Consider the following 20,959-nt stretch of genomic DNA (forward strand, 5'->3'; position numbering starts at 1 on the left):
GCATGTCATCCAGCGTAGCCAGCGACACCCCACGCCTGCCTTCCATCGACACCCTCCTGCGCCACCCGGCCAGTCTTGCGCTGATCGACCGCCACGGTCGCGATGCCGTGCTCGCCACCCTGCGCCAGCTGCTAGACGATCTGCGCGAGCCGGCTCGCGCCGGCCAACTCTGCGCCGCCGAGCTGGCCGCTGAAGTGCTAGTGGGCCGCGCGGGCGAGCGCCTGGCCATCCAACAGCGCAGCCACGTGCGCCGCGTCTTCAACCTCACTGGCACGGTGCTCCACACCAATCTCGGCAGGGCACTGTTGCCGGAAGAGGCCATTGAGGCCATGCAGACCGCTGCCCGCTATCCGCTGAACCTGGAATTCGACCTGGCCACCGGCAAGCGCGGTGACCGTGACGACTTGATCGAAGGCCTGATCCGCGAGCTGACTGGTGCCGAAGCCGTCACCGTGGTCAACAACAATGCCGCCGCCGTGCTGCTGGCGCTCAATAGCCTGGGCGCGCGCAAGGAAGGCGTCATCTCGCGCGGGGAACTGATCGAGATCGGCGGCGCCTTTCGCATTCCCGACATCATGGCCCGTGCCGGTGTACGCCTCCATGAAGTCGGCACCACCAATCGCACCCATCCCCGCGACTACGAAGCGGCCATCGGCCCGCGCACCGGTCTGTTGATGCGCGTGCACTGCAGTAACTACAGCATCCAGGGTTTCACCACCCAGGTGGCCACCGCAGAACTGGCGCGCATTGCTCACCAACATCAGCTGCCACTGCTTGAAGACCTGGGCAGCGGCAGTCTGCTCGACCTGACGCGCTGGGGCCTGCCGGCCGAACCCACGGTTCGCCAAGCGCTCGCCGATGGTGCCGACATCGTGACCTTTAGTGGCGACAAACTGCTCGGCGGCCCTCAGGCGGGCATCATTGTCGGGCGCAAGGCGCTGATTGCCAGAATCAAGAAAAACCCGCTCAAGCGAGCCTTGCGGGTCGACAAGATCACCCTCGCTGCACTCGAAGCGGTGCTGGCGCTGTATCGCAACCCCGACCGCCTGGCCGAGCGCCTGCCCAGCCTGCGTCTGCTGACCCGCAGCCAAGCCCAGATCCAGGCCCAGGCCGAGCGTCTGGCACCGGCACTCACGGCCCGCCTGGGTGAGCAGTGGCGGGTCAGCGTGGAGCCGGCGCTGGGCATGATCGGCAGTGGCAGCCAACCCGTGGCGCGTTTGCCCAGTGCTGCGTTGTGCCTGCGTCCGCAGGTGTCGAAGAAGTTGCGCGGGCGCAGCCTGCATGTGCTGGAGCGTGCCCTGCGAAGCCTGCCCGTGCCGGTGCTGGGGCGCATCGACGACGATGCACTGTGGCTCGACCTGCGCCAGCTCGATGACGAAGCCCAATGGCTGGCGCAACTCCCTGCCTTGCAGTTGGGGCCTGTGCAGTGATCGTAGGAACCGCTGGCCACATCGACCATGGCAAGACTGCGCTGTTGCAGGCACTGACGGGCCAAGCGGGTGACCATCGCCAGGAAGAGCGTGCCCGTGGCATGACCATCGACCTCGGTTATCGCTACGCATCCCTCGCCGAAGGGGCGCCGTTGACCGGCTTTATCGATGTGCCCGGCCACGAGCGATTTATCCACAACATGCTGGCCGGGGCGCATGGCATCGACCTGGTGCTGCTGGTGGTGGCCGCCGATGACGGAGTCATGCCACAGACCCGTGAGCACTTGGCGATCATCGAACTGCTGGGCATTCCCCAGGCGCTGGTGGCGATCAGCAAATGTGACCGGGTGGAACCCGTGCGTTTGCTGGAGGTGCAGGCGCAGGTCACCGAGTTACTCGCGCCAGGGCCTTACGCCGGCGCACCGCAGTTTCCGCTGTCGAGCATCACCGGTGAAGGCATCGGATCCCTGCGTGAGGCCTTGCTGGCGGCCGAAAGGCGTGTGCAGCAACGTAGTGCCCGCGGGGGCTTTCGCCTGGCCGTAGACCGTGCCTTTGCCGTCACCGGTGCAGGTGTGGTGGTCACGGGGACGGCGTTGGCCGGGCAGGTGAGTGCAGGCGACACGTTGTGCCTGGGCAAGGCAGGCAAGCCGGTGCGGGTGCGTGGCCTGCATGCGCAGAATCAGGCGGCACTGGTGGCCGAAGCGGGGCAACGGGTGGCGTTGAACATCACCGCCGAACGCCTGACCGTCGAGCAGGTGCATCGGGGCGATTGGCTGGTGCCTGAATGGCTGCATGCTCCGAGCATGCGGGTCGATATTGAACTGACCCTGTTGGCGGGAGAAACCCGCACTTTCGAACATTTCAGTGCCGTGCACGTACACCTGGGCACCCAGGACGTCACTGCCCGTGTCGCGCTGCTGGAGGGCGAGCGATTGTCGGCGGGCCAGCGCATGTTTGCCCAGTTGCTGCTCAACGCCCCGTTACAAGCCGTCCACGGCGACCGTTTGGTGCTGCGCGACCAGCGTGCCCAGCGCACCTTGGGCGGCGGCAAGGTCCTCGATCCGTTCGCACCCAGTCGCCAGCGACGCAGTGATGAGCGCCTGCGTCAGTTGCAAGTGCTGCGCGATGCCGAGGGGCTGGAGCATGCTCTGACGACGTTGCTGGAAAACGCACCTGGCGGAGTGGATCCGCAGCGCCTTGAGCGCCAGTTCAACCGTCTGCGAGAAACCTGGCAACTTCCAGCCAATGTGTGGGTGGTCGCTACCCGGCAAGGCCAGTTGTTGTTCGATAAAGGCCAATGGCAACGACTCAGGATCCGTGTGCTGGAGCAACTGGCGGCATTCCACGAGCAAGAGCCCGACCAGCTTGGTCCCGACCGCGATCGCTTGCGTCGCTTTGCTGCCTTGCCGCTTGAGCGGCCGGCATTCGTCAGCCTGCTGGATGAGTTGCTGAATGAAGGCGCGATTGCCAGCAGCGGTGCTTGGCTTCACCTGCCTGGTCACAAGGTTCAACTGAGCGATGCCGACAGCGCGTTGTGGTCGCGTCTGCAGCCTCGCTTGCTGGAGGGGCAGTTCGACCCGCCGTGGGTGAGGACCTTGGCCAGCGAGGAAAAATGTCCCGAAGCGGATGTGCGTCTGCTGTTACGCAAGTTGGCGCGGTTGGGCTTGGTGCACCAGGTGGTGCGCGACCTTTTTTACCCTGAAGCGACCCTGCAGTGCATGGCAGAGCTGTTGCTTGCGCAGGCCAATGAAACCCCGATAGTGCAGGTTGCGGCGTTTCGCGATATGTTGGGCATCGGTCGCAAGCGCAGTGTGCAGATTCTCGAGTACTTCGACCGCATCGGTCTGACCCGCAGGGTCGCCGATCAGCGTCACATCCGTGCCGACAGCGCCCTGGCACAGCAGCAGGGCAGGCCCTGAGTTCAAGGAAGGCAATCGCGCCCGGTGGCGCGGCCGGGCTTCAAACCCGGTTGGGGACGGCAGCCGTTCCCGGGCAGGTTCGACTCCCGCTGCCTTCCGCCAATTTTTTTGCACGTGGGAATGGCGTGTGGGCTGTTGGAAGCTTGGCGCAAGGTGGCCGCGCCCATGGGGTCGAGCGCAACGCCCAAGTCAGGCCCGCTCCCCACACAGATCCAACGCAAACCACTGCTCGGCCGCATCCGCATCCAACCCTGCTCCCAGCAGTGCAAACAGCTTGCCCAACGCCGCCTCACGGGTCATGCCGCCACCGCTGACCAACCCCGCACCTCGCAGCTTGTTACCTGCCGCATAGGTATCGAACACCACCGAACCCTCAGGGCACTGGCTGATCGCAACGATCATCACGCCACGCTGGCGTGCCGCCTGCAGCACCTCCAGCAATGCGTGGTCATCCGAAGGGCCGGTGCCACTGCCGTAGCACTCCAGCAGCAAGCCTTGCACACCGCTGTCGAGCAGGGCGCGCAGGTGATCGGCCTGCAGGCCGGGGAACACGGGCATCACCGCAAGGTTCACCAGCTTGCGCGGCTGGCGGTAATCCAGCGCGGCAGGCACGCTACCGACACGTTCGCCCTCGCGATGGCGAGGCAGGACGGCAAATGCGTCGAATGCTTCGCTGCGCAGCTTCGAGGCGCGGCAGCCGTGCAGTAGCTGGCCGTGGAAATACAGCTGCACGCCCTCTTCAAGGCCTGCCTCGAACTGACGCAGCGCGCCGCTGAGGTTGTCCCAGGCATCGCTGCCCGGTGCGCCCGCCGGCAACATCGAGCCTGTCAGCAGCACCGGCACTGGCAGGCTCAGCAGCAGGAACGACAACACGGCGGCGCTGTAGGCCAACGTATCGGTGCCATGCAGCAGCAACACGCCGTCGTGGCCGCCAACCTCGACAGCCTCGACGATGGCATCACGCATTGCCAGCCAGTTGGCTTGCTGCATGTTGGCGCTGTCGAGCAGCGGGTTCATTTCCATCAGCGACCACTGCACCTGCGGCGCGTCGGCCTGCTGGGCAAAGTGTTCGCGCATCCGCGCCTCGAAACCACCGGCCGGGGCCAGGCCTTCTGGGGTTTCGAGCATGCCGATGGTGCCTCCGGTGTAGAGGACGAGGAGATTCTTGACTGCACGCATGGAAAGCATCCGTAGCGGTGAGCGGAGAAAGAACAGCCGCCCACGGAAGGGGCGGCTGGGTACGGCAGGATATCAGCGCTGAGGTTGAGCGTGACCGGTGATCTTGTCAGCGGCTGTTTCAACCTGAGGATTGGCAGGCCAGGCATCGCGGTCCAGGTCCAGGTCGGTGAACTTGGACGAGTCGAATACCGGTTGCTTCACGCCGGCCTTGCGCTGGGCGTCGTAGTCGCGCATCACACGCAGTCCGACCTTGAACAGCAGGGCCAGGGCGATCAGGTTGACGAACGCCAGGCAGGTCATGGTGATGTCGGCGAAGGCGAACACGGTCGACAGGTTCTGCACCGAACCCCACACGATCAGCGCCAGGACCAGTGCGCGGTAGCCCATCAGCACAGCACGATTGCGGCTCAGGAACTGCAGGCTGTTCTCGCCCAGGTAGTAGTTGTAGAGGATGCAGGTGAACACGAACAGCGACAGCGCGACGCTGACGAACAGACGACCCCAGTCACCGACCACGGCAGCCAGGGAGTTCTGGGTCAGGACAATACCGTCACCCTCGAAACCAGGGGTGTAGAAGCCCGACAACAGAATCAGCAGTGCGGTGCAGGTGCAGATGACGAAGGTGTCGAGGAACACGCTGAACGCCTGGACCACGCCTTGGGCGCCTGGGTGCTTCACAGCGGCGACCGCAGCGACGTTAGGCGCGCTGCCCAGGCCGGCTTCGTTGGCGAACACGCCACGCTTCACGCCCATGACGATGGCACTGCCGAGCAGGCCGCCGAACGCTGGGTCAAGGCCGAAGGCGCTCTTGAAGATGGTTTCCAGCATGGCGGGTACGTGCTCGATCTGGCTGCCGATCACGTACAGGGTTACGCCGATGTAGGCCAGGGTCTTGACCGGAACCAGCAGGTCGGACACAGCTGCGATGCGCTTGATGCCGCCGAGGAACACGATGGCCAGCAGCACGGCCAGGGCAATACCGGTGTGCTGTGGGTCGAAGCCGAAGGCGTTTTGCAGCGAGTGGGTCACGGTGTACGACTGCAGCCCGTTGAAGGCGAAGCCATAGGTGACCAGCAGCAGGACCGAGAACACCACGGCCATGCTCTTGAGCTTCAGACCATGCTGGATGTAGTAGGCTGGGCCGCCACGGTACAGGCCATCGCCATCGGCGCGCTTGTAGACCTGGGCCAGGGTACATTCGAAGAAGCTGCTGGACATGCCCACCAGTGCGGTAACCCACATCCAGAACACGGCACCTGGGCCGCCCAGGGTCACGGCGATGCCGACGCCTGCGATGTTACCGGCACCGACACGGCCGGCGAGGCTCAGCATCAAGGCCTGGAACGAGCTCAGTTGGCCTGCCTGGCCGCGAAGGGATTCCTTGAAGACACTGAACATATGGCCGAAATGGCGGAACTGCACGAACCGCGAGCGGATGGTGAAGTAGCTGCCGAGTCCGACGATCAGCACGATGAGGAGTTTCCCCGAAAGGAAATCGTTGAGTGCTTCGAGCATTGGAAAATGACCTCGATTCTTATTGTTCGTGTGAATAGAACAGCGGGCGGCAGGCGCACCGCTATGCGTTGGGGCGCATGTTTGGCTATGACAAGAGTCGTTACAATTTCGCGGGTTGCTCTGAGTTGATGCGACTTGATGCTACAATGGCGCCATTCGCGTCACCTTGGATTCCGCACATGAGCGATCATTTCGCTACCAATCTGAAACTGGCTTGCAGCCACTACCGCTCTATTTCCGAAGTTTGCCGGCAGTTGTCGATCAACCGCGCTCAGTTCAACAAGTACCTGAGTGGGCAGAGCCGTCCGACGGCCTACAACCTCAAGCGCATCGGCGATTTCTTCGGCGTCGAGGATTACGAGCTGAACCTGCCACCCGAACAGTTCGCGCGGTTGATAGGCGCCCGGGTTTCCACCGTGGCCGACCAGGCCAGCGACCCGATCAGTGAATTGTTCCGGCCGCTGCATGCACACGCTGGCAACCTGTCGCGCTATTGCGGGTACTACTTTGAATATTCCAACTGCATGTCGGTGCCCGGCACGATCCTGGTCTCGCTGGTGCATTTGCGGGAGGAGCGCGGCCAGTTTCTGTTCGAGCGTCAGGAGCGTCAGGAGCGATCCACTGCGACCGACCTGCATGCCGAAGTACGCTGCCGTTATCTGGGGGCGGCATTCCAGCTGCAGGACCGCGTGTTCCTGATCGACTACGAGTCGCTGACCCTCAACGAAATGAGCCAGACCATTCTCATCCCCAGTTTCAAGAGCCGCATCACCCGCCTCAATGGGCTCAAGACCGGCGTCTCTAGCGGCGACCGGCGCAACCCGGCCTGCACCCGTGTGGTCTGGGAATACCTGGGGGAGGAAATCAACCGCATCAATGCCTACCGGCAGGTCAAACTGTACCGGCCGGACGATCCGCGCATCGATGATGATGTGCGTGAGCGGTTGAGCGTGGGGCCGCTGAAGAACAGTTTGTTCGAGATTGAGTGATGCTCAGCCTCTTTCGTGCCTTATCTGCAACGCGAAGTGCTGTAGACCGTGTTTCGCAATAACGTCCTGTCATTGTTCTTTTCTTTGTATGTAGGGCTTGGCGGGAGTTTTTGGGAAAACACTGATGATTGAGCCAGATTTTTTTCGCGTCTGATGCAGGGCCGAGCTCGTTCCGCGTGTCGGGCATTTCTCGTGTAGGGGTGTGATTGGGTTGAATAAGTTACGCCGTGCCTAGAGTTGGACTTCCCCGCCCGGAAACCGCAAAATGACTCCTTTCATCAAATCAACCTGTTCGGATCTGCTGACTCTATGCGTATGCGCCTGATGCTGTTGGGTGGTGGCAATGCCCTCGGGCAAGCGCTGATTCGTCTCGGGGCCGAGGAGGACATCGCATTCCTGGCGCCGCGTCCGCCTGAAGACGGCTGGACCCCTGCCAGTCTCACCCAGTTGCTGGACGATCATCGCCCCGACGCCCTGGTCAACCTGGCCTATTACTTCGACTGGTTCCAGGCCGAGTCGGTCAGCGAACAGCGTCTGGCCCTGCAGGAGCGGGCGGTGGAGCGGCTGGCGGAACTGTGCCAGCACCACCAGATCACCTTGGTGCAACCGTCTAGCTACCGGGTTTTCGACGGCTCGCGGGCCACGGCCTACAGCGAAAAGGACGAGCCGCTGCCGCTCGGCCTGCGTGGCCAGGCGCTGTGGCGGATCGAGCAGAGCGTGCGGGCAGCGTGCCCTCACCATGTGCTGCTGCGGTTCGGCTGGCTGCTGGACGAGAGCATCGACGGCACCCTGGGGCGCTTCCTGACCCGCGCCGAGCAGCCACAGGAGTTGCTGCTGGCGGACGATCGCCGTGGTAACCCAACGCCTGTCGACGATGCGGCCCGGGTCATTCTCTCGGTGCTCAAGCAGCTCGACTGCAACGCGCCGCTGTGGGGCACCTACCACTACGCTGGTAACGAGGCGACTACGCCGCTGGCGCTGGGCCAGGCCATCCTCGGCGAGGCCGGGCAGTACCGCAAGCTGGCCGTGCAGGCACCCACCCCGCAGGCACACGCTGCGCGCCCGGATGCCAGCGAGGAACCCCAGCATGCGGTGCTGGCCTGTAAGAAAATCCTTCACACCTTCGGCATCAAGCCGCGTGCCTGGCGCGCCGGTTTGCCGCCCCTTCTGGACCGATTCTACCGACATGGCTGATGCCCCCATCCTCATCACCGGCGGCGCCGGCTTCATTGGCTCCCATCTGTGTGATGCTTTGCTAGGCAAAGGCTACGCCGTACGTATCCTCGACGACCTGTCCACAGGCAAGCGGGACAACCTGCAGCTGGGCCACCCAAAGCTCGAACTGATCGAAGGCGACGTGGCAGACGCCGAGCTGGTCAACCGCGCCGTTGCCGACTGTGCTGGCGTGGTGCACCTGGCGGCGGTGGCTTCGGTGCAGGCGTCGGTCGAAGACCCGGTGAAAACCCACCAGAGCAACTTCATTGGCACCCTCAATGTATGCGAGGCGATGCGTGTGCAAGGTGTGCGTCGTGTGCTGTTCGCTTCCAGTGCGGCGGTTTATGGCAACAACGGCGAGGGCGAGTCGATCGCCGAAGACACGCCCAAGGCGCCGCTGACGCCCTACGCCGTGGATAAACTGGCCAGTGAGCAGTACCTGGACTTCTACCGTCGTCAGCATGGCCTGGAGCCAGTGGTGTTCCGCTTCTTCAATATTTTCGGGCCACGGCAGGATCCGTCCTCGCCCTACTCCGGTGTGATCAGCATTTTCTGCGAACGAGCGACCCAGGGCCTGCCGATCACTGTGTTCGGTGATGGTGAGCAGACTCGCGATTTTCTCTATGTGGCGGACCTGGTACAGGTCATGGTGCAGGCACTGGAAAAGCCGCAAGCGGAAGAGGGGGCTGTGAATATCGGTCTGAACCAGGCGACTTCGCTGAACCAGCTGTTGAAGGCGCTGGAGACGGTGGTGGGCAGCTTGCCAGCTATCAGCTACGGGCCGGCGCGGTCGGGTGACATTCGCCATTCTCGGGCGGATAACCAGCGGTTGCTGGCGCGGTTCCAATTCCCACAGCCGACCTCGATGGTCGAGGGCTTGGCCCAGCTTCTGGGTAAAGGCTGAGATAATCCAAGGGTTATCGCCCGTCACCTGCAGAAAGCCGGTTTGCCGGCAATAAGCCCACAGCACAGCGGGGGCGCAAGGCCCCCGCCAGTATCGCGACCTGAATCAGAACTTGTAGCCGAGACCGACCATGTACACCCAAGGGTCTACGTCCACGTCGACCTTGGTCTTGCCAACGCCCAGGGCGTTGGGGCCATCGACGGTCGCCTTGGTGTCGAGGTCGATGTACCAGACCGAGGCGTTGAACAGCAGGTTATCGGTCAGCATGTAGTCCATGCCCAACTGGCCGGCCAGGCCCACCGAATCCTGCAGCTTCAGGTTGCTGAAGCCCTGCTGTTTGCGTGCACCGCTGAGGTCTTCGTCGAAGAACATGGTGTAGTTGATACCGATACCGGCGTACGGCTGGAACTTCGAAGTAGGCGCCATCGGGTAGTACTGCAACGACAGGGTCGGTGGCAGGTGCTTGATGTCGGCCAGTTTGCCGTCCAGGCCCGGGCCAAGGCCTTTGACGGCCACGGTGTGGTTGAACGGGGTGGCGGCCAGCAGCTCGACGCCGATGTGGTCGGTGAGCATGTAGGCGAAGGTCAGGCCCAACTGGGTGTCGCTGTCCAGGGTAGCCTTGGTGCCCGAAACCTTTGCGCCATCGAGCTTGAGTGCGCCGCTGTCTTCGTTCGGATCTACCGTGGCGGCACCGGCGCGGATGATGAAATCACCCGCCTGGTGGGCGTTGGCAACAGGGGCTGCGAGCGCCAAGGCAACGAGTGCGGCGCCGAGCAAGGACTTGTTCATGGAAGCTCCCAAAGGACGTGAAAATTTTGTGAAGTCCAATGGTACGAAGACACATAAACAGAAAGTTTGACCCAGCTCAACGAAGCGTGTGTACGACTTCGAAACAGTTCTCACTTCAGCTCATAAGCGTAGATTTTCTCGGCTTCCATCTGGTATCCGGCATCGGCCAGCTCGCTGCTGGAGGCTCTAACTTGCATCTTTCCCTCGATCCAGTAGGGCTGGTAGAGGTCTTCGACGCGTACGCCCATCTCACTGAAAATATGCACGATCTGGTTCGAGGGCGGAGGCGGCACGTGTATGCAGGCGCCGTAGTAAGGCACCAGCAGGAATTCGGTGGTGCGGCCTTCTTCGCTGACTTCCAGCGGCACGATATAGCCGGGCAGTTTGATCAACTGGCCGTCCAGTTTCTTGACCACGGGAGCATTGGGCGCTTGCTGGCGCGCTGCCGGGGCAGATTCGGCGGACAGTGCATCGCTGAGCTGCGACATGTCGTGCAGCGGGGCGAGTTGTGGCGGGATGACCGGTGCGCCCTCGGGGATGAGCGCGGGCCAATCCAGCTCGCGAGGTTCCGAGGCCCAGGCAGGCGATGCCAGCCAGAGCAGCACAACCAGTAGAAGTTGTGCTGCTCTGGCCGGCCTGTTCGCGGGTTTACCCGCGAAGAAGGCGGTGAGGTTCCTGGTCATGGTAGGCACTCAGAGGTGAATCGACAGACCGTCGGCGAGCGACTGCCGGTAGGCGCGCCAGGCGGGCACACTGCCCATCAGCAGCGCGGCAACGAGGATGATAGCCAGCAACGTCCACTCATGCGCACTTGGCCAGGCCAGCGGCAGGTAGAGGCCGTAGTTGGCCTGCACATAACCCTGGGCCAGGGCTATACCGGCATAGAGCAGACCAAGCCCAGCAGCGATGCCCGCCACGGCGAGGGCGAATGCTTCGAGCACCAGCAAGCCGGCAATGTGCCAAGGGCGCGCGCCAACCGAGCGCAGAATCGCCATCTCCCGGCGCCGTTCGTTGAGGCTGGTGAGAATGGCGGTGAGCATGCCAATCAGCCCGGTCAGCACGACGAACAGCGACACCACGAACAAGGCCTGCTCGGCCGTGCCCATGAGGCTCCACAGCTCTTGCAGCGCCACCCCAGGCAGAATCGCCAGTAGCGGCTCATTGCGGTACTCGTTGATTTCGCGTTGCAGGCTGAAGGTGGCGATCTTGTTGTTCAGGCCCAGCATGAAGGCGGTGATTGCGGTGGGCTGCAGGTCCATACCACGTGCCTGCTCGGCGCTGATGCGTCCGGCGCCCCTGGCAGGGACACCGTTGTGCCAGTCGATGTGGATAGCTTCCATGCCGCCGAGGCTGATGTGCAGCGTTCGGTCCACGGGAGTGCCGGTGCGTTTGAGCACACCCACCACAGTGAAGGGCTTGTCGTCATGCTTGACCAGGCTGATCGCGGCCACCCCGTGGGCCAGCACCAGCTTGTCACCCAGCTTGTACTGCAGGGCCTCGGCGACTTCGGCTCCGAGCACCACTTCGAACGGGTCGTCGGCGAACGCCCGACCCTGGCTCAGTTCCAGATGTTGGCGGCGGCCATATTGGTAGTGGCTGAAGTAGTCGCCGGTGGTGCCCATCACCCGGTAGCCTCGGTGCGAGTCGCCCAGTGAGATGGGGATGGCCCATTTCACCCGAGGGTCCTTGGCGTAGTGCTCGAAGCTGTCCCAGCGAATGTTGTTGGTGGCGTTGCCAATGCGGAACACCGAATACAGCAACAGGTTCACCGAGCCCGAACGGGCACCGACGATCAGGTCGGTGCCGCTTATGGTGCTGGCGAAACTGGCGCGGGCTTCGGTGCGCACTCGTTCGACGGCCAGTAACAGGCACACTGACAGGGCAATGGCAAAGGCCGTCAGGAAGGCGGTGAAACGACGGTTGGCCAGGCTGGCCAGGGCAAGGCGAAGCAGGTACATCAGGCCTCCCGGGGCTTGGCGGCGCGGTTGAGTTCGGTCAGCGACAGGTGTCGGTCGAACAGGGGGGCCAGGCTTTGGTCATGGCTGACGAACAGCAGGCTGGAACCCGCTGCCCGACATTCGTCGAACAGCAGGCGAATGAACGCCTCACGGGTATCGGCGTCAAGCGCCGAAGTGGGTTCGTCGGCGATCACCAGTTCAGGTTGGCCGATCAATGCCCGGGCTGCGGCGACCCGTTGTTGCTGGCCGATCGACAGGCTGCCCGCGCGGCGAGCGAGCAAGGCCGGGTCGTCCAGGCCCAGGTGGGCCAGCAGTGAGGCGGCGGCTTGGCTCACGCTACCGTGGCGCTCCATCGCACGTTTGGCGCGGCTTTGCGAGAAGCGACAGGGCAGTTCGACGTTTTCGCGCACCGAGAGAAACGGCAGCAGGTTGAACTGCTGGAAGATATAACCGGTGTGGTCGACCCGGAACCGATCGCGGGCCCCTTGGCCCAGGCCGGAGAGGTCTTGCCCGAGTAGGCGGATGCTGCCTTGGCCGGGTTGGTTGACGCCACCCAGCAGCCCCAGCAGGGTGGTCTTGCCACTGCCGCTGGGGCCTTTGAGGAACAACGCCTCGCCGGTATCCAGGCGCAATGCCGGGATATCCAGCAAGGGCGGCTGCCCTGGCCAGGCGAACACCAGGTCATGCAGTTCGATCAGCGCCTGGCTCATTCAGAATGCAACCACGGCCTTGGCGGGAGTGGTTTCCAGGCCTTTCTGGCCATCAGGGCCGATCAGTTGCACGCTGATCTTCTGGGTTTGCGGGAAGGCCTTGAACAAAGGGCTCAGGTCAATCTGGGAAAGCTTGTCGGGGTTCGCGCAGCTCAGTTGATAGTGGGCGTTGACGTCGGCGTGCTGGTGCGCGTGTTCATGGGCATCGCCCTCGTCATCGGCATGGGCGGCATCGCCGAACAGCGGGCTCTCCAGTTCCTGCGCTTCTTCCTTGCAGCCGGCGGCTTGCGCCAGGCCGAACAGCTTCAGGGGCTGTTCGAGCTGCTGGCGAGCGGCGGCGACCTTGGCTTTGTCGGCGTCGGTGTTGGCGGTGTGCTCGAAGCCGACCAGGTTCATCGCCGGGCTGTCCAGTTCCAGCTCAAGGGTGTTGCCGTCGAGCACGGCGTTGAGCTTGGCCACCCCATGCTCGTGGGCGCCGAGGCTGCCGTGGGCGTGATCGTGGTCATGATCATGGTCATCGTGGGCATGGACCACGGCCAGGGGCAGCAGGGCGAAGGGCAGGGCAAGCAGCAGGCGACGCATGGACGACTCCGGGAGCGGGTTGAAGTTTAAGTTATGTTATAACAAGTTCTCTGCGAGTCGCCAGCCTGCGTGGCGCAGGTTTCATGTTGCGGTAGCATGGGGCATTGACTTGGGTTCAAGGAATGCATCATGAGAATTCGCGGACAGATCGGCGACTGGCCGGTGGACCTGACTATCGAGTTGGATCCGGCAGAATGGGCGCAGTTGGGGGGGCAGGTCGAGGCGCAGGTACAGGGCACAGCCTCGCCTGCGCCGACAATGTCGACACCGCGTCAGGATGACGGCCAGTGGGCTGTGGCGCTTGATGTATTGCGCCAGGCTGGGCAGATGTCCGGGCCTGATTTGTTGGAGAGCCTCACGGGGTTGGCCGGCAGTGCCGCAGCAGGCAAGAAGCTGCTGGTGCGGTTGAGGCACTCTGCTCAGGTACGCGTGTTGGCGGGAGAGGATGCGCCACTGTACTGTTGGCAGGAAGATGCAAGCGAGCAGCTTTGAGCACTATCCGGTCTGATATCAACTGACATTATTACCAGTTTATGTTGAGTGTCCGAAGGTGTCGAATGGGTAGGTCTTCGAACAGGAGGGCCTGCCATGGACACCGGAATCGACGAAGCGGGACAACATTACGACTTGCGCGGTTGGCGCATGCACTTTGTTTTCAATGTTGAAAAACTAAACGCCCTCCTGCTGCGCTACTACGAGAGTCGGCCTGACAGTGCCAACAATGACGCCCTGGATTTTGTCCATCAGCGCCCCAGTGGCTGGCTGAGGATATGCTGTGTGTTGGGCAGTCCACTGCTGGAGTTTCCAACCGGCAATGGTGATTCGATCAATGTGACAAGGCGTTTTGTGTCCTACACCAGCTACGAGTTTCAGAGAGCGTCGGGGGCGAATCAGGCTGAGCTGTTTGAGGTCGTTGCCGGCAGCCGGAATGAGCGCATGGCGCTGTTTCAGACCTTCAAGCTGGACCAGTGCGTCGGGACCTATAAATACAACGATAACGCCGTCTTTACGCTGACGGAGGGTTCCGACTTTTCTGTCGGATTATTGGGAGGGCAAGGGCGCGACACAGAGGCGGGCCTGCCATTCAAGATTCGTTTCGCCAACCTTCCTGCGGGTGAAAAAAATGTTGTGCTGCCCAAGACCGCGGATGTTAGCTACGGGCGATGGTTGATGCAGGATCTACGTTTCCATCTGCGAAGCGTTGAAGGCCAGCTTGTAATGTATATCGCCAGTTCTGATGAGGCCAACGGGTCATTTCCTGGCAGTAGGAACACCGGGCGCGACGAAGTGTCGGTTACGGACGAGAGTCTATTGGGTCAGTGCTACCTGGATGTCAGAAACATTCCCGAGGCAGGTTACTACGGGCGAGATTTCGAGCACTTTGCCCAAATACTATTCCCTCGTGGATATGTGAAGTTTGCCGGGATGATTTGGGGGGCTCCGGGCAATGCGGTTGCTGAAGCCAGATTGGTTGACTTGCAGGTCAAGGGTGCTGATGCATTCGCGACAGAGAATGCCGCTTATTCTTCGCATGTGAATCCTTTGGTCCGTATCGTCCCTGCGGGGAGTGTCGGCCAGCGATTGGTGCTAAACACAGTCAACCTTGGCACACCGGTCTGGCAGTTTGCTTCGGAAACTATAGGGCAGCTTGTTCCTGACGGCCGCACGTGCACTTACGTCCCGCAGGGCGATGGCGATGTGATCTACGGGGAAAGTCCGCTCACCCGGAAGGATGCAGCGTTGCATACTTCGTTGAAAAGAAATCCCGTTGATATTGTCCGAATTATAACGGGCTTCACGCTACTTCCCTATTACTCGACCATTGTCGTGCTCAATGCCAAACCGACTCATTACTTCAAGCTCGCCATTGTCGGCGGCAAACTGCAGATGACGTTCTGTTATGAGCCGTGGGGGGGCGGAGAAACCGTGGTAGCGCCGGAACTTACCGACTGGAAAGTGCTGGCAGGGGACGGGAAAGTGTCGGACGGCATTTTCACGCCTGGCGTCATCAACAGGTTTAGCGTGGTACAGGCAATTCACCGTGATCCGATCTACATGCAGTTCGCGGTGATCATCATTCCCGTGCCGATGCTGACAGCCGCTGAATTCGTGGCCATGCGCAATGGTGGCTGATGTCAAAAAAGTGAAGGGCAGGTAGCTGCTGCGCTATCTGCCCCTGCCTTTCGGGTGCGGTGCAGGTCAGAACATCGCCGCCGACAACTTGCGACGATAAACGCCTACCAATGGATGGTCACTCCCCAGCAACTCGAACACCTGAAGCATCGCCTTCTGCGGCAACCCGTTCTCGTAACCACGGTTGCGCTGGAACAGCTTCAACAGCCCGTCCAGGGCGGCTTCGTACTGCTGACGTGCCAGTTGCTGAATGCTCAGCTGGTAGGCGGCTTCGTCATCCTGCGGGTTCTGCGCCAGTCGGCTCTTGAGCTCGGCGACTTCTGGCAGGCTGGTCGCTTGGCGCAGGAAGGTCAGCTGGGCCTTGGCGCCGGCCAGTGCGGCCTTGTGCTCGTCGGTCTTGACCGCGTCAAGCACCACTTCGGCTTCGCCCAACTCGCCGCGCTCGGCCAGGCAGCGGGCATAGAGGATCAGCGCTTGGGCATTGCTGTTGTCTTCACCCAGCAGTTGCTTGAGCTGCGCTTCGGCTTCGGCGAAGCGGCTCTCGGCAAACAGCGCCTTGGCCAGTTCCAGCGGGGAGGCCGTCGGTGCGGCGGGCATTTGCACGTGCGGTTCGAGCATGGCGCGGATCGCCGATTCTGGCTGGGCACCGGCAAAGCCGTCGACCGGCTGGCCGTCCTTGAACAGCACCACGGTCGGCAAACTGCGGATGCCGAACTGGGCAACGATCTGCTGTTCGACATCGCAGTTGATCTTGGCCAGCAGCAGCTCGCCCTGGTAACCCTCGGCGATCTTCGCCAGCAACGGCATCAGTGCCTTGCAGGGCGCGCACCATTCAGCCCAGAAATCGACCAGCACCGGCTTGTGGAAGGAATTTTCGATGACCAGTTGCTGGAAGGTGGCATCGGTGGCATCGAAGATATACGGCGTTTCCTGGCTCATCGTAACTCTCGCAAATCGGTCAATGGGCTCACTATAAAGGCTCGCGACTGGCGTGGTACAGGCTGACCCTGCGGAATTCGTGCGGCTCGGCCAGGTCTGGCAGTGTCAGGGCTTCGAGTACGCCCAACTGGCGATACAGCGGGTGGCTGAAGTCGCGCACGCGCGAGTCGGCCACCAGCGCCTGTCGGCCCCGCCCCAGAAAGGCGTCCAGCAGAGGCAAGTTGGCGCGGTCGTAGAGCACGTCGGCGACCAGAATCAGGTCGAAGCGGTCGTCTTCGCCGAAGAAATCGCTGCTGTAGCCCAGCTCGACGCCATTGAGTGCGGCATTGGCGCGGCAAGCGTCCAGTGCCAATGGGTCGAGGTCGCAGGCGACCACTTCCAGGGCGCCGGCACGGGCGGCAGCGATCCCGGCAATGCCTGAACCTGCGCCGAAGTCCAGCACGCGCTTGCCTGCCACCCACTCAGGCCGCTCGGCCAGGTAGCGGGCCATGGCCAGGCCGCTGGCCCAGCAGAAGCTCCAATAGGGCGGGTCTTCGAGGATCCGCCGGGTTTCCTCGCTGCTGAAGGCGCGGTCCATGTTCTGCTCGTCGATCAGCCAGAGCTTGAGCTCGCAACCCGGCAGTTCGCTGACGATCAGGCGCGCTTCGCCGATCAGGCCGCTCAGGGCCTGTTGCAGGTGTTGCGGCGCCATCTACGGCGCCTTCTTGAAACGCAGTGGGCCGGTGGCCTGGGTTTGCGCCTGGGTGATGCGCACCGGCGGCAGGTGCAGGATCAGTTGCCCGGACTGACTGGCTCGACCGCGCAGCTCGACCCGCGCGCCGGTGGGAAAGACTTCGGGGTTGAAGCGCAGTTGATAAGGCAGGGCCTGGCCGGTGCCTGTCAGGGTGCTGCTGGCCAACAACTGTTGTGGACGGTCACGTTCGTCGATCACCAGTAAGGCCAGTTCGACGTCGGCGCCGGCAGGAATGTCCAGCAAGGTGCCGCTCAATTCACGCTGGTAGGCCGGCAACGGACCCAGTGGTTCGGCCTTTTTCGTCACCTTGGCCGGTGTGGGCGCGGGGGGCTGTTCGGTCTTGGGCCGTTCGCTGCTGCAGGCGGCGAGCAGGGCGGCGCAGCACAGCACGGCGAGCGCTCGAAGATGCATGGGGTCGTCCTTCACGGGCAGAATTGAATGGATGTTAACCCCTTTGGCTTGTCTTGCCAGTGCAATGCGCTACCATGGCCCTCCCTTTTTTTGTTGCCTGCCACCATGCACTGTCCCTTTTGCGGTGCCAACGACACCAAGGTCATCGACTCGCGCCTGGTCGCCGAGGGCGAACAGGTGCGTCGCCGGCGCGAATGCGTCGCTTGCGGCGAGCGTTTCACCACCTTCGAAACCGCCGAACTCGTGCTGCCTCGGCTGATCAAGCAGGATGGCACGCGCCAGCCCTTCGATGAAGAGAAGCTGCGGGCCGGCATGCAGCGCGCGCTGGAAAAGCGTCCGGTCAGCGTCGAGCGCCTGGAAGCTGCGCTGGCGCACATCAAGAGCCGTTTGCGCGCCACCGGCGAGCGTGAGGTCAAGTCACTGGTCGTGGGTGAGTTGGTGATGGCCGAGCTGCGCAAGCTCGACGAAGTCGCCTACATCCGTTTCGCCTCGGTCTACCGGCGGTTCCAGGATCTCGACGAATTCCGCGAAGAAATCGACCGACTGGCCCGCGAGCCAGCTAAAGAGTAAGCATGCCCAGCCAGACCGCGATCCTCGACGCCCATTACATGGCCCGTGCCCTGGAACTGGCCCGCAAGGGCGCCTACACCACGCACCCCAACCCACGGGTGGGCTGCGTCATCGTGCGTGACGGCGAGGTGGTGGGTGAGGGCTGGCATGTGCGCGCTGGCGAACCGCATGCCGAGGTGCATGCCCTGCGCCAGGCTGGCGAACGTGCCCGTGGTGCCTGTGCCTATGTGACCCTCGAACCCTGCAGCCACCATGGCCGCACCCCGCCGTGCGCCGAGGCCTTGGTCAAGGCAGGCGTCGCCCGGGTGGTGGCGGCCATGCAGGACCCGAACCCGCAAGTGGCTGGACAAGGCCTGCGCCGTCTGGCCGAGGCGGGTATCGAGGTCGCCAGTGGTGTGCTCGAAGGCGAAGCGCGGGCGCTCAACCCCGGTTTTCTCAAGCGCATGGAACATGGGCTCCCGTTCGTCAGGGCCAAGCTGGCTATGAGCCTGGATGGTCGCACCGCCATGGCCAGTGGCGAGAGCCAATGGATCACCGGCCCGGCCGCCCGCTCGGCGGTACAGCGCCTGCGCGCCCGCTCCAGCGTGGTGTTGACCAGCGCCGCCAGTGTGCTGGCCGACAATGCCCGCATGACCGTGCGCGGCGACGAGCTAGGACTGGATGCCGAAACCACCGCCCTGGCCCTGAGCCGGCCACCCCTGCGTGTACTCATCGATGGCCGCCTGCGCCTGCCGCTGAGCGCTCCATTCTTCCAGGCCGGCCCCGCGCTGGTGGTGACCGCTGTCGCTGAAGACCCGCGTTATGCCGCTGCCGGCCATGAGCTGCTGTGCCTGCCAGGCGAGAATGGCCAGGTCGACCTGCCCGAACTGCTGCGCACCTTGGCTGCCCGCGGCGTCAATGAGATCCTGCTGGAGGCGGGCGCCGGCCTGGTTGGCGCCTTCGCCCGGCAACGACTGATCGACGAGTACCAATTGTTTGTCGCCGGTACCTTCCTCGGCTCCCAGGCCCGCCCTCTGCTGGACTGGCCATTGGCGAAAATGAGCGAGGCGCCACGACTGAAGATCACTGAAATGCGTGCTGTGGGCGATGACTGGCGGGTCACGGCCATCCCCTTGCCGCCGCCCGGCGTATAATGCCGGGCTTGCCCTGCGCAACCCGTTCCTGAGGAAGACCCCATGTTCACCGGTATCATCGAATCCATCGGCACCATCCGCAGCTTGACCCCGAAAGGCGGCGACGTGCGCGTCTACGTCGAGACCGGCAAGCTCGACCTGGGTGACGTCAAGCTCGGTGACAGCATTGCCGTCAACGGCGTGTGCCTGACCGCCGTCGAGCTTCCGGGCGACGGTTTCTGGGCCGACGTCAGCGTCGAGACGCTCAAGCGCACCGCGTTCATCGACCTCAAGAGCGGCAGCAAGGTCAACCTGGAGAAAGCCCTGACCCCGACCACCCGCCTAGGCGGGCACCTGGTCAGTGGCCACGTCGACGGCGTCGGCGAGATCATTTCGCGCAGCGATAACGCCCGCGCTATCCAGTTCCGCGTGCGTGCACCGAAGGAGCTGGCCAAGTACATCGCCCAAAAGGGTTCGATCACCGTCGACGGCACCAGCCTGACGGTCAACGAGGTCAATGGCGCCGAATTCGAGCTGACCATCGTCCCGCACACCCTGTCCGAAACCATCATGGCCGACTACCGTGCAGGTCGTCGGGTCAACCTTGAGGTCGACCTGCTGGCCCGTTACCTGGAGCGTCTGCTGCTGGGTGACAAGGCTGCCGAGCCGAGCAAGGGCAGTGGCATTACCGAAAGCTTCCTGGCCGCCAACGGCTTCTTGAAATCCTGATTGAGAAGGGGGTGCCGAGTGGCGCTCAACAGCATCGAAGAACTGGTAGAAGACATCCGCCAGGGCAAAATGGTCATCCTCATGGACGACGAAGACCGTGAGAACGAAGGCGACATCATCATGGCCGCCGAGTGCTGCCAACCCGAGCACATCAACTTCATGGCCAAGCACGCCCGTGGCCTGATCTGCATGCCGATGACCCGCGAGCGCTGCGAAACGCTCAAGCTGCCGCTGATGGCGCCGCGCAACGGCTCGGGCTTCGGCACCAAGTTCACCGTGTCGATCGAGGCCGCCGAAGGTGTCACCACCGGCATCTCCGCCGCCGACCGCGCGCGTACCGTGCAGGCTGCCGCCGCCAAGGACGCCAAGGCCGAAGACATCGTCAGCCCTGGCCACATCTTCCCGCTGATGGCCCAGCCGGGCGGCACCCTGGCCCGTGCTGGCCACACTGAAGCGGCCTGCGACCTGGCGCGCATGGCCGGTTTCGAGCCTAGCGGTGTGATCTGCGAAGTGATGAACGACGACGGCACCATGTCGCGTCGCGCCGAGCTGGAAGTGTTCGCCGCCGAGCACGGCCTGAAGATCGGCACCATCGCCGACCTGATCCACTACCGCATGATCCATGAACGCACCGTGCAGCGTGTGTCCGAGCAGCCAATCGAGAGCGAGCTGGGCCAGTTCAACCTGGTCACCTACCGCGACGCGGTGGAAGGTGACGTGCACATGGCCCTGACCCTGGGCAAGATCTGCGCCGAAGAGCCGACCCTGGTGCGGGTCCACAACATGGATCCGCTGCGCGACCTGCTGATGGTCAAGCAGCCGGGCCGCTGGAGCCTGCGTGCGGCCATGGCCGCGGTGGCCGAGGCGGGCAGTGGCGTGGTGCTGCTGCTGGGCCACCCGCTGGACGGCGATGTGCTGCTGGCCCACATCCGCGAAAGTGCAGGCGATGTGCCGGCCAAGGCGCCGACCACCTACAGCACCGTGGGTGCCGGTTCGCAGATCCTGCGCGATCTGGGCGTGCGCAAGATGCGCCTGATGAGTTCGCCGATGAAGTTCAATGCGATATCCGGATTCGATCTGGAAGTTGTAGAATACGTGCCCTCCGAGTGACTTGAAGCGGCATTGACGCCCTTCTGCTCGAG

The 20,959-nt window shown here is 63.0% G+C and carries 21 protein-coding genes and 1 tRNA gene; 12 read left to right on the plus strand and 10 right to left on the minus strand.

What is annotated here, in order from left to right:
* The first annotated feature begins 2 nt into the window (after window positions 1-2).
* The 3 genes from selA (at window position 3) to H620_RS0114430 (ending at window position 3,451) form a co-directional block, all read left to right on the plus strand.
* Complete coding sequence (gene selA, locus H620_RS0114420) at window positions 3-1,430, plus strand: L-seryl-tRNA(Sec) selenium transferase (protein ID WP_023382608.1); 1,428 nt, start codon at window positions 3-5, stop codon at window positions 1,428-1,430.
* Window positions 1,427-3,349 carry a selenocysteine-specific translation elongation factor gene (gene selB, locus H620_RS0114425; protein ID WP_023382607.1) on the plus strand — a complete coding sequence of 641 codons (1,923 nt, stop codon included), beginning with the start codon at window positions 1,427-1,429 and terminating at the stop codon, window positions 3,347-3,349. The genes selA and selB overlap by 4 nt, the downstream gene beginning before the upstream one ends.
* A gap of 6 nt (window positions 3,350-3,355) precedes the next feature.
* Window positions 3,356-3,451 (plus strand) — tRNA-Sec (locus H620_RS0114430).
* A gap of 87 nt (window positions 3,452-3,538) precedes the next feature.
* Here H620_RS0114430 and H620_RS0114435 read toward each other — a convergent pair.
* Window positions 3,539-4,528, minus strand: coding sequence for an asparaginase (locus H620_RS0114435; protein WP_027907537.1), 990 nt, complete (start codon window positions 4,526-4,528; stop codon window positions 3,539-3,541).
* Window positions 4,529-4,600: 72 nt separating this feature from the next.
* Complete coding sequence (locus tag H620_RS0114440; protein WP_023382605.1) at window positions 4,601-6,043, minus strand: alanine/glycine:cation symporter family protein; 1,443 nt, start codon at window positions 6,041-6,043, stop codon at window positions 4,601-4,603.
* Between the two features lie 179 nt (window positions 6,044-6,222).
* Here H620_RS0114440 and H620_RS0114445 point away from each other — a divergent pair, with 179 nt between their 5' ends.
* The 3 genes from H620_RS0114445 (at window position 6,223) to H620_RS0114455 (ending at window position 9,151) form a co-directional block, all read left to right on the plus strand.
* The gene (locus H620_RS0114445) at window positions 6,223-7,032 is read left to right on the plus strand and encodes a helix-turn-helix domain-containing protein (protein ID WP_023382604.1); all 810 of its coding nucleotides are present in this window, start codon (window positions 6,223-6,225) and stop codon (window positions 7,030-7,032) included.
* A 309-nt stretch (window positions 7,033-7,341) separates the two neighbouring features.
* On the plus strand, window positions 7,342-8,226 hold the full coding sequence (locus H620_RS0114450; protein ID WP_023382603.1) for a sugar nucleotide-binding protein: 885 nt from the start codon (window positions 7,342-7,344) through the stop codon (window positions 8,224-8,226).
* Entirely contained in the window at window positions 8,219-9,151 is a 933-nt protein-coding gene (locus tag H620_RS0114455) for an NAD-dependent epimerase/dehydratase family protein (RefSeq protein ID WP_027907538.1), read from the plus strand. Before H620_RS0114450 ends, H620_RS0114455 begins: the two co-directional genes overlap by 8 nt.
* Before the next feature lie 105 nt (window positions 9,152-9,256).
* Here the strand turns inward: H620_RS0114455 and H620_RS0114460 are convergent, their stop codons facing one another.
* The 5 genes from H620_RS0114460 to H620_RS0114480 all read right to left on the minus strand — a co-directional run bounded on the left by H620_RS0114460 (window position 9,257) and on the right by H620_RS0114480 (window position 13,190).
* Window positions 9,257-9,940 (minus strand): OmpW/AlkL family protein, encoded by a 684-nt coding sequence (locus H620_RS0114460; protein ID WP_023382601.1) that lies wholly within the window; start codon window positions 9,938-9,940, stop codon window positions 9,257-9,259.
* A 110-nt stretch (window positions 9,941-10,050) separates the two neighbouring features.
* A complete protein-coding gene (locus H620_RS0114465; RefSeq protein ID WP_049818789.1) occupies window positions 10,051-10,623 on the minus strand; it encodes a DUF3299 domain-containing protein in 573 nt (190 codons plus the stop codon).
* Between the two features lie 9 nt (window positions 10,624-10,632).
* Window positions 10,633-11,898, minus strand: coding sequence for an ABC transporter permease (locus H620_RS0114470; protein ID WP_023382599.1), 1,266 nt, complete (start codon window positions 11,896-11,898; stop codon window positions 10,633-10,635).
* Entirely contained in the window at window positions 11,898-12,608 is a 711-nt protein-coding gene (locus tag H620_RS0114475) for an ABC transporter ATP-binding protein (RefSeq protein ID WP_023382598.1), read from the minus strand. The genes H620_RS0114470 and H620_RS0114475 overlap by 1 nt, the downstream gene beginning before the upstream one ends.
* The gene (locus H620_RS0114480; RefSeq protein ID WP_027907539.1) at window positions 12,609-13,190 is read right to left on the minus strand and encodes a DUF2796 domain-containing protein; all 582 of its coding nucleotides are present in this window, start codon (window positions 13,188-13,190) and stop codon (window positions 12,609-12,611) included. It abuts the gene before it with no gap.
* 129 nt (window positions 13,191-13,319) lie between these two features.
* Here H620_RS0114480 and H620_RS0114485 point away from each other — a divergent pair, with 129 nt between their 5' ends.
* Window positions 13,320-13,682, plus strand: coding sequence for a hypothetical protein (locus tag H620_RS0114485; protein ID WP_023382596.1), 363 nt, complete (start codon window positions 13,320-13,322; stop codon window positions 13,680-13,682).
* A gap of 96 nt (window positions 13,683-13,778) precedes the next feature.
* On the plus strand, window positions 13,779-15,323 hold the full coding sequence (locus H620_RS0114490) for a hypothetical protein (protein ID WP_027907540.1): 1,545 nt from the start codon (window positions 13,779-13,781) through the stop codon (window positions 15,321-15,323).
* A 66-nt stretch (window positions 15,324-15,389) separates the two neighbouring features.
* Here H620_RS0114490 and trxA read toward each other — a convergent pair whose 3' ends face one another.
* From trxA to H620_RS0114505, 3 genes are read right to left on the minus strand one after another with little or no spacing between them, the layout of a single operon-like run.
* Window positions 15,390-16,262, minus strand: coding sequence for a thioredoxin (trxA, locus tag H620_RS0114495; protein WP_023382594.1), 873 nt, complete (start codon window positions 16,260-16,262; stop codon window positions 15,390-15,392).
* A 31-nt stretch (window positions 16,263-16,293) separates the two neighbouring features.
* The gene (locus H620_RS0114500; RefSeq protein ID WP_027907541.1) at window positions 16,294-16,953 is read right to left on the minus strand and encodes a class I SAM-dependent methyltransferase; all 660 of its coding nucleotides are present in this window, start codon (window positions 16,951-16,953) and stop codon (window positions 16,294-16,296) included.
* Window positions 16,954-17,406 (minus strand): YbaY family lipoprotein, encoded by a 453-nt coding sequence (locus tag H620_RS0114505; RefSeq protein ID WP_023382592.1) that lies wholly within the window; start codon window positions 17,404-17,406, stop codon window positions 16,954-16,956.
* 105 nt (window positions 17,407-17,511) lie between these two features.
* Between H620_RS0114505 and nrdR the strand changes: the two genes are divergently transcribed.
* Genes nrdR through ribBA form a run of 4 tightly spaced genes read left to right on the plus strand, consistent with a single transcriptional unit; the run spans window position 17,512 to window position 20,927 of the window.
* On the plus strand, window positions 17,512-17,976 hold the full coding sequence (nrdR, locus tag H620_RS0114510) for a transcriptional regulator NrdR (protein WP_008092351.1): 465 nt from the start codon (window positions 17,512-17,514) through the stop codon (window positions 17,974-17,976).
* Between the two features lie 2 nt (window positions 17,977-17,978).
* Window positions 17,979-19,109 (plus strand): bifunctional diaminohydroxyphosphoribosylaminopyrimidine deaminase/5-amino-6-(5-phosphoribosylamino)uracil reductase RibD, encoded by a 1,131-nt coding sequence (ribD, locus tag H620_RS0114515; protein ID WP_027907542.1) that lies wholly within the window; start codon window positions 17,979-17,981, stop codon window positions 19,107-19,109.
* 42 nt (window positions 19,110-19,151) lie between these two features.
* Entirely contained in the window at window positions 19,152-19,817 is a 666-nt protein-coding gene (locus H620_RS0114520; RefSeq protein WP_027907543.1) for a riboflavin synthase, read from the plus strand.
* 18 nt (window positions 19,818-19,835) lie between these two features.
* Complete coding sequence (gene ribBA / locus H620_RS0114525; RefSeq protein ID WP_023382590.1) at window positions 19,836-20,927, plus strand: bifunctional 3,4-dihydroxy-2-butanone-4-phosphate synthase/GTP cyclohydrolase II; 1,092 nt, start codon at window positions 19,836-19,838, stop codon at window positions 20,925-20,927.
* Window positions 20,928-20,959: the final 32 nt, after the last annotated feature.

It is taken from the genome of Pseudomonas taiwanensis DSM 21245 (assembly GCF_000425785.1).
GTDB lineage: Bacteria > Pseudomonadota > Gammaproteobacteria > Pseudomonadales > Pseudomonadaceae > Aquipseudomonas > Aquipseudomonas taiwanensis.

Bases quoted from the DNA above. Each gene is read 5' to 3' on its own strand.
- selA (WP_023382608.1), top strand. From the start codon at position 3: ATGTCATCCAGCGTAGCCAGCGACACCCCACGCCTGCCTTCCATCGAC.
- H620_RS0114435 (WP_027907537.1), bottom strand. From the start codon at position 4,528: ATGCGTGCAGTCAAGAATCTCCTCGTCCTCTACACCGGAGGCACCATC.
- H620_RS0114440 (WP_023382605.1), bottom strand. From the start codon at position 6,043: ATGCTCGAAGCACTCAACGATTTCCTTTCGGGGAAACTCCTCATCGTG.
- H620_RS0114445 (WP_023382604.1), top strand. From the start codon at position 6,223: ATGAGCGATCATTTCGCTACCAATCTGAAACTGGCTTGCAGCCACTAC.
- H620_RS0114450 (WP_023382603.1), top strand. From the start codon at position 7,342: ATGCGTATGCGCCTGATGCTGTTGGGTGGTGGCAATGCCCTCGGGCAA.
- H620_RS0114455 (WP_027907538.1), top strand. From the start codon at position 8,219: ATGGCTGATGCCCCCATCCTCATCACCGGCGGCGCCGGCTTCATTGGC.
- H620_RS0114460 (WP_023382601.1), bottom strand. From the start codon at position 9,940: ATGAACAAGTCCTTGCTCGGCGCCGCACTCGTTGCCTTGGCGCTCGCA.
- H620_RS0114465 (WP_049818789.1), bottom strand. From the start codon at position 10,623: ATGACCAGGAACCTCACCGCCTTCTTCGCGGGTAAACCCGCGAACAGG.
- H620_RS0114470 (WP_023382599.1), bottom strand. From the start codon at position 11,898: ATGTACCTGCTTCGCCTTGCCCTGGCCAGCCTGGCCAACCGTCGTTTC.
- H620_RS0114475 (WP_023382598.1), bottom strand. From the start codon at position 12,608: ATGAGCCAGGCGCTGATCGAACTGCATGACCTGGTGTTCGCCTGGCCA.
- H620_RS0114480 (WP_027907539.1), bottom strand. From the start codon at position 13,190: ATGCGTCGCCTGCTGCTTGCCCTGCCCTTCGCCCTGCTGCCCCTGGCC.
- H620_RS0114485 (WP_023382596.1), top strand. From the start codon at position 13,320: ATGAGAATTCGCGGACAGATCGGCGACTGGCCGGTGGACCTGACTATC.
- H620_RS0114490 (WP_027907540.1), top strand. From the start codon at position 13,779: ATGGACACCGGAATCGACGAAGCGGGACAACATTACGACTTGCGCGGT.
- trxA (WP_023382594.1), bottom strand. From the start codon at position 16,262: ATGAGCCAGGAAACGCCGTATATCTTCGATGCCACCGATGCCACCTTC.
- H620_RS0114500 (WP_027907541.1), bottom strand. From the start codon at position 16,953: ATGGCGCCGCAACACCTGCAACAGGCCCTGAGCGGCCTGATCGGCGAA.
- H620_RS0114505 (WP_023382592.1), bottom strand. From the start codon at position 17,406: ATGCATCTTCGAGCGCTCGCCGTGCTGTGCTGCGCCGCCCTGCTCGCC.
- nrdR (WP_008092351.1), top strand. From the start codon at position 17,512: ATGCACTGTCCCTTTTGCGGTGCCAACGACACCAAGGTCATCGACTCG.
- ribD (WP_027907542.1), top strand. From the start codon at position 17,979: ATGCCCAGCCAGACCGCGATCCTCGACGCCCATTACATGGCCCGTGCC.
- H620_RS0114520 (WP_027907543.1), top strand. From the start codon at position 19,152: ATGTTCACCGGTATCATCGAATCCATCGGCACCATCCGCAGCTTGACC.